Here is an 8,000-nt window from a genome sequence, read left to right as displayed (position 1 = left end):
TGGCCCCCCCCCCCCCCCCCCCCCCCCCCTCCCCCCCCCCCCCCCCCCCCCCCCCCCCCCCCCCCCCCCCCCCCGCCATCCACGGACCGCGATCAGGCGGGCCCCTCGCCACGCTCGACCAGATCCCAGGCGTGGGCGAACAGTTCGGGCAGGGTCAGGCGCCAGACCTGGTCCTCCCACACCCGTTTGCCGATCAAGTGCACACCCAGCAGATTCGCCTTCCACACCTCGATCGGCCACAGCGGCTTGCGGGCCTCGGCCCAGTCGCCCGGCAGGAAGACCCCACGACCGGCGCGCGCCCGCTTGTCCGCGACCACCACGCCGGCCGTCACCAACGCCGCCGCGGCCTGCCGGTGGCGGGCGGCGTTCCAGCCGTTCCACAGCCGGACCCGTCGATCGCTCGGGCGCGCGATCGCGAGCAGTTGCAGGTACAGCGCGGCGGCGTCGGCGTCCACGCCGAGTGCCTTCTCGACCCGTGCGACCGTCTCCGGCGCGCTCAGCGCCGGATTGCCCTCGTACCCGCCGACCGGCAGCGCGTCGCCGGCCACCCGATCCACCACCCGCGCGCACCAGTCCCCGCGCAGCATGTCGACGGCGTCGCGCACCGGTGCGCCACCGGAGGCGACCCGCCGCAGCAGGTTCGAACGCTCGTCGTCACCGTAGAGCGCGGGCCGGAAGTACAGCCGTACGAACGGATCGGGGGCGCGTTCGGTGGGTGTGGCGAGGGTGGCGATGGTCAGGCCGTCGTCGAAGTTCGCCGACGTCAGCGGGAGCGGTCCGGCATGCGGGCGATCGCCGAACAGCGCCCGCAGGCGGTCGGCGCCCTCGTTGGAGCGCGCGGTGTAGCCGGCGTTCAGCAGCAGTCCCGGATGATCGAGCCGGGCGCGCACGGCGGCCACCACGGCGGGCAGCCCGGCGCGGACCGGATCCCCGGCGGGCAACTCGGCGTAGACGGTCGGCAGCGCGACATCGAGCGCCATCAGGAACTCCGCGAACCAGCGCTCGCCCTGCCCTTCGCTGGTGCTGTACGTCCCATGGGTGCCCTCCACCAGCCACGAGTCGTGGTTCCGGCTGGTCAGCGGGTGTGTCTCGGGGGCCAGGAAGGCGGCGCACACGTGCGCGGCCGGGGTGTGCAGGGTGACGCGACCGAGCTCGGCGAGCACGACGAGGGTCTCCTCCGGCACCGGCCGCGCCCGCCCGAACCGCTCCCGCCACGCGGCGGCGATCCCGGCCGCGAGCGCGCCCGGGGCGGCGTCCTCCCACAGATCGGCCGGATCCTCGGGCAACACGCGCGCGAACAGCTCCAGCCGCTCGAGTTCGGTCAGCCGGCCCAACTCGTCGTAACCGGCGTCGGCTTCGGCCGTGCTCAGCCCGAGCAGGCGGCGCTGGTCGGGATTCAGCGGCGGCAGCGTGCGGATCCCGCCGGCATCGCCGGTCAGCAGCAGCACCGCCGCCGCCCGGGACACGCCCGTCTCCTCGGCGAGCAGTCGCGCCGCCGCCGGATCCCAGGCGATCGGCCCGCGTTCGCGCACCAGCGCGACCAGGCGGCGCAGTTGCCGCGCGTCGCCCCAGCCGTGGGCGACCTCGACCCAGTCGGTCGGCTCGCCGAACACGGGCGGATCGGCGTCCCCGGCCCGCACCTGGAGCACGCCGCAACGGCCGTCACGCGGCCACGTCGTGGCGATCGTGGCCCCTCGCCCGTCGCGCACGGCCTTGGCGTCGGCGCGCGCGGAACCCACGCGTATCCGGGTCGTCGGGTCGGCCAGCGGCGTGCCCGCCCAGTTCTCCAGGAACCCCAGCAGGGCCTCGCGCTGCTGCGCCGAGGTGGTCGGGGCCGCGGCGCGCAGCGCGATCGCGCCGATCCGGCCGATCAGCGGCGGCCAGGACCCGTCGCCGATGATCCCCGGGCCGTCCTCCTCGGCCGGCGGATCCCACGTGCCGGCGAGATAGCCGCCGACCCGCTCAACGCCCGCCAACACATTCCAACTCCACATCCCCAGACCGGTGACCAGCCCCGACAATGCCGGGGAGAGCCACTGATCACGAGGATCAACCGTCGTAGGTGCCATGCCGACATCCCTATCGCGTCGCGCCGACGCGGCCGGCGGCGCCCCACTCCCACGCGTTGCCACGGCTCACGACACCGGCGAGACCGGCGACGCCGACGACGACGCTCACAACACCAGCCACAACGCGGTCGTCGACGCGACCAGCCCCAGCGGCACGGTCAGCAGCCCCAGCCGAGTGAAGGCCGCCAGGTCGGCGTCCGTGTCGTGCTCGCGCAACACCCGCCGCCACAACAGCGTCGCCAGCGACCCGACGTAGGTCAGGTTCGGGCCGAGGTTCACCCCGATCAGCACGGCGAGCACCGGCCCCGGACCCGCGCCGGTGCTCGCAGTGAGCGGCAACAGTGCGAGTACGGCCGGCAGGTTGTTGATCAGGTTCGCCAGACCGGCCGCGACGGCGGCGATCGCGAGCAGGGCCGGCCACGAGGACCCGGCCGGCAACACGTGGGCGAGCGCGTCGCCGAGCCCGTTGTCGACCACGGCGGTGACCACGACCCCCAGCGCGAGCACGAACAGGCAGAACAGCGGATCGGCCGCGCCGAGCAGGCCGCGCACCGTGGTGTGCCGGCGGCGCAGCGCGCGCACGCCGAGCACCAGCACACCGCCGAGCGCGGCCCACACCGGTTCGAGTCCGGCGAGCGAGGTGACCGCGAACCCGGCCAGCGTGCAGGCCAGGACGACCAGCACGAAGATCGGCACCCCGGTGGTCGGCGTCGCCGTCGGCGGGGTGAGCGGCGCGGCCAGGTCGGTGCGGAAGAAGCGGCGGAACACCACGTACTCGACCACGATCGCCACCAGCCACGGCAGCGCCATCAGCAGCGCGAAGCGCCCGAAGGACAGGCCGCTGACGGTGAACGCGAGCAGGTTGGTCAGATTCGACACCGGCAGCAACAGCGAGGCGGAGTTGGCCAGATGCGCACACGCGTACGCGTGCGGGCGGGCGCGGGCACCGACCCGCGCCGCCGTGGCGAACACCACCGGCGTCAGCAGTACGACGGTCGCGTCCAGGCTCAGCACGGCGGTCACCACGGCGGCGACCACGAACACCCCGGACAACAGCCGACCCGGCCGGCGCCGACACAACCGGGCCACCGCGTTCCCGGCCGCGACGAACAGGCCCTCGTCCGCGCACAGCTTGGCCAGCACCAGCACGGCGGCCAGGAACGCGACCACCGGCGACAACGTGCGCACCTGCTCCCGGGCCGCGTCGAAGGACACCGCCCCGGCGGCCACCACCAGGACCGCCGCCGGCACCGCGGCGACCGCCTCGGGCCATCCGCGCGGCCGGGCCACGGCGAACGCGAGCACCGCGGCCAGCAGCATGACGGACAACGTCTCGGCGGCGGCGGTACCCACGGTCATCTCCCCGGCGAAGGTCGGACGGTGCCGATCGACCGACCGGGTCGACGAGCGGCCCACCACCCTGCCGGCCGCCCTTTTCCGGCTCGACGGCGGGCCCGGGGTCGGGTATCCCGGGCCCGGAGTCGGGTTCCTCCGGCTCGGGGCCGCGCCGCCCGGCCCGCAGCCGGGTTCGTCCGAAGTGTCAGCTCGCCCGGGCCCGCTCCGCCGTCGCCAACGCGGCTCGCAGGAATTCCGCGGTCGCCGAGTCCTCGGCCTTGACCAATTCCGCCGGCGTGCCCTCGAACACCACCGTGCCGCCGTGCTTGCCGCCGCCCGGACCAAGGTCGAGGACGTGGTCGGCGCGCTTGACCACGTCCAGGTTGTGCTCGACCACCACGACGGTGTTGCCCGCGTCCACGAGCCGGTCCAGCAGTCGGATCAGTGTCTCCACATCGGACATGTGCAGGCCCGTGGTCGGCTCGTCAAGGATGTACACGCTGCCGGCCTTGTGCAGTTCGCTCGCCAGCTTGAGCCGCTGCAACTCGCCGCCGGACAGCGAACTCAGCGGTTGCCCCAGGGTCAGGTAGCCCAGCCCGACCGAGACCAGCGACCGCACCCGAGTGCGCAGCGCCTTCTCGGTGAAGTAGTCCACCGCCTCCTCGGCGGTCAGCGCCAACACCTCCACGATCGACTTGCCGCGCAGCCGGTACGCCAGGACCTCGTCGCGGAACCGCCGCCCCTCGCACGCCTCGCAGCGCGTGGTGACCGGGTCCATGAACGCCATGTCGGTCCGGATCACGCCGCGCCCCTGGCACTCGGGACACGCACCGAGCGAGTTGAACGTGAACATCCCCGGGTCCACGTCGTTGGCCTTCGCGAACAGCTTGCGCACGGTGTCCAGCACGCCGACGTAGGTCGCCGGCGTCGAGCGTGAGGAGATGCCCACGCCCGACTGGTCGACCACCACCGCCTGCGGGTGCGCGGCGACCAGCACGTCCGAGATCAGCGTGCTCTTGCCCGAGCCCGCGACGCCGGTGACCACGGTGAGCACGCCGGTGGGGATGTCCACGTCCACGTTCCGCAGGTTGTGCAGGTTCGCGCCGCGAATCTCCAGCGCGCCGGTGGGCCGGCGAAAGCTCGGCTTGAGCGGGCTGAGCCGGCGCAGCGCGCGCCCGGTCGGCGAGTTCGCGGCGCACAGTTCGGCGAAGCTGCCCTCGAACGTGACGGTGCCGCCGTGGATGCCCGCTCCCGGGCCGACGTCGACGACGTGGTCCGCGATCGCGATCACGTCCGGGTCGTGTTCGACCACCAGCACGGTGTTGCCCTTGTCCCGCAGCCGGGTGAGCAGGTCGTTGAGTCGGACCACGTCGCGCGGATGCAGTCCCACACTCGGTTCGTCGAAGATGTACGTCATCCCGGTCAGGCTCGAACCGAGGTAGCGCACCATCTTCAGCCGCTGCCCCTCGCCGCCGGACACCGTCGAGGTGGGCCGGTCCAGGTGCAGGTAGCCGAGCCCGATCGCGACGATCCGCTCCAACGCGACCGCCGCCGGTCGCGCGACCCGCCGCGCGACCGGATCGGCCAGTCCGGTGAGCACCTCGACCAGGTCGGCGATCTCCATCGCCGCGTAGTCCGACAACGAGCGGCCCTCGATCAGCGATGTGCGCGCCGCCTCGTTGAGCCGGGCCCCCGCGCAGTCCGGACACGCTCCGTCGGTGACGAACCGGGCGATCGTCTCGCGGCTCTTCTCCGCCAGCGCCGAGGTGTCCCGCTTGAGGTAGAGCCGGTTGAACCGGTCGACCAACCCCTCGTAGTCGATGTGGTGCCGGCCGTTGTTGTTGACGATCTCCACCTTGGCGCCGGTGCCGTACAGGAACAGCCGCCACTGCTCGTCGGTGAACTCGCGGATCGGGACGTCGGTGGGGTAGAGGTCGTGGTTCGCGTACAGCTGCCACTGCCAGCCGCCGACCGCGAACCCCGGGTGCCGGATCGCGCCGTCGCCGATCGTGCGGCTCGGGTCGATCAGCGCGTCCAGGTTCAGCCGGACGGTGTGCCCGAGGCCCTCGCAGGTCGGACACATGCCGTTCGGGTCGTTGAACGAGTAGTGGTTGGAGGGTCCGGCCGACGGGGTGCCGTGCCGCGAGAACAACACGCGCAGCAGCGGGTGGATGTCGGTCATCGTGCCCACCGTGGACCGCGAGTTGCCGCCGATCGGGCGCTGGTCGACGATGATTGCCGTCGACAGGTACTCGATCGAGTCCGCCTCGGGGCGCTCGTGCTTGGGCAGCCGGTTGCGGATGAACGCCGTGAACGTCTCGGCGAGTTGCCGCTGCGACTCGACCGCGATGGTGTCGAACACGATCGACGACTTGCCCGATCCGGAGACTCCGGTGAACACCACGATCCGGTTCTTGGGGATGCGCAGCGACACCCCCTTGAGGTTGTGCTCCCGGGCGCCGGTGATCACGATGCTGTCGTAGTTCATGGCACCAACGTACGAAGGGGTTCCTGACACGTGTTGTCAAGGATTTCGGAGCGATTCGGCACCGGTCGCGGAACCGTCCGCTGTCGCGCGGACCGATGCGGCGGCGCACAAACGGGTTGCGCGGGACGGTGTCCATCCAGCACCATCGCCGCCATGACGAACCCGAACCGAGAGGGCGGCGACCGCCCCCGCGCGTGCACGCCCCGACGTCGGCGCCCGAGCCGATCGACCCGACCGACCCGACCGAGACGACCGCGGCGCCTTTGAGCCCGACGGTGCACGATCCGCTCTTCGCCGGCTACGGCGACGCGACGTACCAGGCGATTCTGGCCGATCGCGACGGCCCGACGGCCCGCGAGATGTTCGCGCGAAGCGCCGATCCGGATCCGGCCGTCCGGCGGCGCGTGATGACGCTGTTGACCACCGTGAGCCATGCGGTCCAGCGATGGCCGGCCGCCGCCGACATCGCCGCGAACCTGCTGATCGACCCCGACGAACGGGTACGCCGCGCGGCGGCCTGGCTGCTCGCGCAGGCCGATCTCGACCGGGCACTGCACATGGCCCACGAACCACCCGCCGACCCGGTGGCCGGCCTGGCACTCGTCGAGGCCGCGCTCGGCCGTTGGGCCCCCGGCACCGAGGCCGCGCGACTGGATCTGGCCGGGCACCTGCGCGAACACCCGGATCCGGCCGTGCGGTTGCGGGCGGGCTTCGCGGCGCTCGCGCTGTGCGCGCCGGAGCGGCGGGGGAACTGGGAGCGGGTGATCCGGGGCGCACTGGGCTCGGCCGAGCGCCTGTCCGGTCCGGGTTCGCCGGTCACGTGGAGCGCGGCCGAGCTGTTGGCCTCCGCGTTCGAGCGCGGCGGACGTGCCGAGATCGACTGGTACCTGTGGGCCGACCTGCTGATGCGTTCCCCGGACCCGGCGACGGCGCGGGTGGGGATCGGGTTCGGCCGCGAGGCGATCGGGAAGTGGCGGGCCGGCCCGGTCCGTTTGTTGCCGGCCCTCGGCCACGCGCTCGACCACGAGGACCCGGACGTACGGGCGGCCGCGCTGCACACGATCGGCGGCTCCACACAGGCCACCCGGGGCGCCGCCGACCGCCTGGCGCGACTGACGGCCGACCCGATCGCGGGCTGGCCGGCCGTCGTGGCCCTCGCGCGCGAGGGTGATCGCCGGGCACTCCCGGCGGTTCGCGCGGCACTGTTCACGGCGGCGACGGACGCGACGCACCCGGGGTTGACGCGGGCCGCGGCCGGCTTCGCCGACGACCCGTCGGCGCTCCTGCCGGCCGCCGGACTCGACCGACTGGCCAGGCACGACGCCGCCTCCTGTGTACGTTCGCTCCGCGAGCGGGGGTGCCTGCTGCCGGCGGCCGTGGCCGCGCTGAACCCCGACGCGCCGGCCGACGCGGCGGTGGTGCCCGCGTTGATCGCGACGCTGTCCGACGTGGCGAGCGTCGAGGCGCACACGTGGCCGCGCGCGCGGATCGCGCAGGTGCTGGGCGAGTTCGGCCCGGCCGCGGGCGAGGCCGTACCGCTGCTCGCGCGCCTGGTCGCCGAGGCGCCCGAGACGCTCGCACAACACGCCGCCCTCGCGCTGATCCGGATCACCGGCGATCGCCGGCTCGCGGAGGCCCGCCTCGACGCGCTCGAATCGGTGATCCGGCGACCGCGCCAGGCCGTGGTGCTCTTGGAGTGGCTGGTCGACAACGGCGGCCTGAGCCCGCGCCATTCGGCCGCGCTGTGGTCGATGGCGGCGGACCCCGACCGGACCTACGCCCGCGTCCTGGAACCGCTGTGGCGGCATGCCGGCGCCGCCGCGCTGCCGGTCCTGCTCGCGTCGCTGCCGCGATTGCTGGACGCCGACGTGTACGCCTCGTCCGTGTACCGCCTGCTGGACGAGATGGGCGCGGCGGCGGCCCCGCTGCTGCCCGCCCTGGACACGATCGTCGACTCGCCCGAGCGCCCGCCGCTCCTCGACGACGACCGGGACCGGATACGCCTGGACGAGGCGCTCGTCGAGCGCGCCCGCGCCGCGCGGGCCCGGATCGCCGCAGCTATTGCAAGTGGTGTGCAAGTACTCGGTAATGGCAACTAAGCTCGTGCC

4 protein-coding genes are annotated in these 8,000 nt (G+C 73.4%); 1 reads left to right on the top strand and 3 read right to left on the bottom strand.

Annotation, left to right across the window (positions count from 1 at the left end; all coding sequences use genetic code 11):
* Window positions 1–92: 92 nt before the first annotated feature.
* The 3 genes from ACZ4FV_RS34155 to ACZ4FV_RS34145 all read right to left on the bottom strand — a co-directional run bounded on the left by ACZ4FV_RS34155 (window position 93) and on the right by ACZ4FV_RS34145 (window position 5,892).
* Window positions 93–2,069, bottom strand: a complete 1,977-nt coding sequence (locus tag ACZ4FV_RS34155) for a hypothetical protein (protein WP_465324107.1) — start codon at window positions 2,067–2,069, stop codon at window positions 93–95.
* 105 nt (window positions 2,070–2,174) lie between these two features.
* Window positions 2,175–3,428, bottom strand: a complete 1,254-nt coding sequence (locus ACZ4FV_RS34150; protein ID WP_402230199.1) for an SLC13 family permease — start codon at window positions 3,426–3,428, stop codon at window positions 2,175–2,177.
* Window positions 3,429–3,609: 181 nt separating this feature from the next.
* Window positions 3,610–5,892, bottom strand: a complete 2,283-nt coding sequence (locus tag ACZ4FV_RS34145) for an ATP-binding cassette domain-containing protein (RefSeq protein ID WP_465324104.1) — start codon at window positions 5,890–5,892, stop codon at window positions 3,610–3,612.
* A 194-nt stretch (window positions 5,893–6,086) separates the two neighbouring features.
* On the opposite strand from ACZ4FV_RS34145, the gene ACZ4FV_RS34140 reads away from it, so the two are divergent.
* Entirely contained in the window at window positions 6,087–7,991 is a 1,905-nt protein-coding gene (locus tag ACZ4FV_RS34140) for a hypothetical protein (RefSeq protein ID WP_465324102.1), read from the top strand.
* Window positions 7,992–8,000: the final 9 nt, after the last annotated feature.

The organism is Embleya sp. NPDC025285 (assembly GCF_055558835.1).
This window is presented reverse-complemented; position numbering and strand designations above follow the sequence as displayed.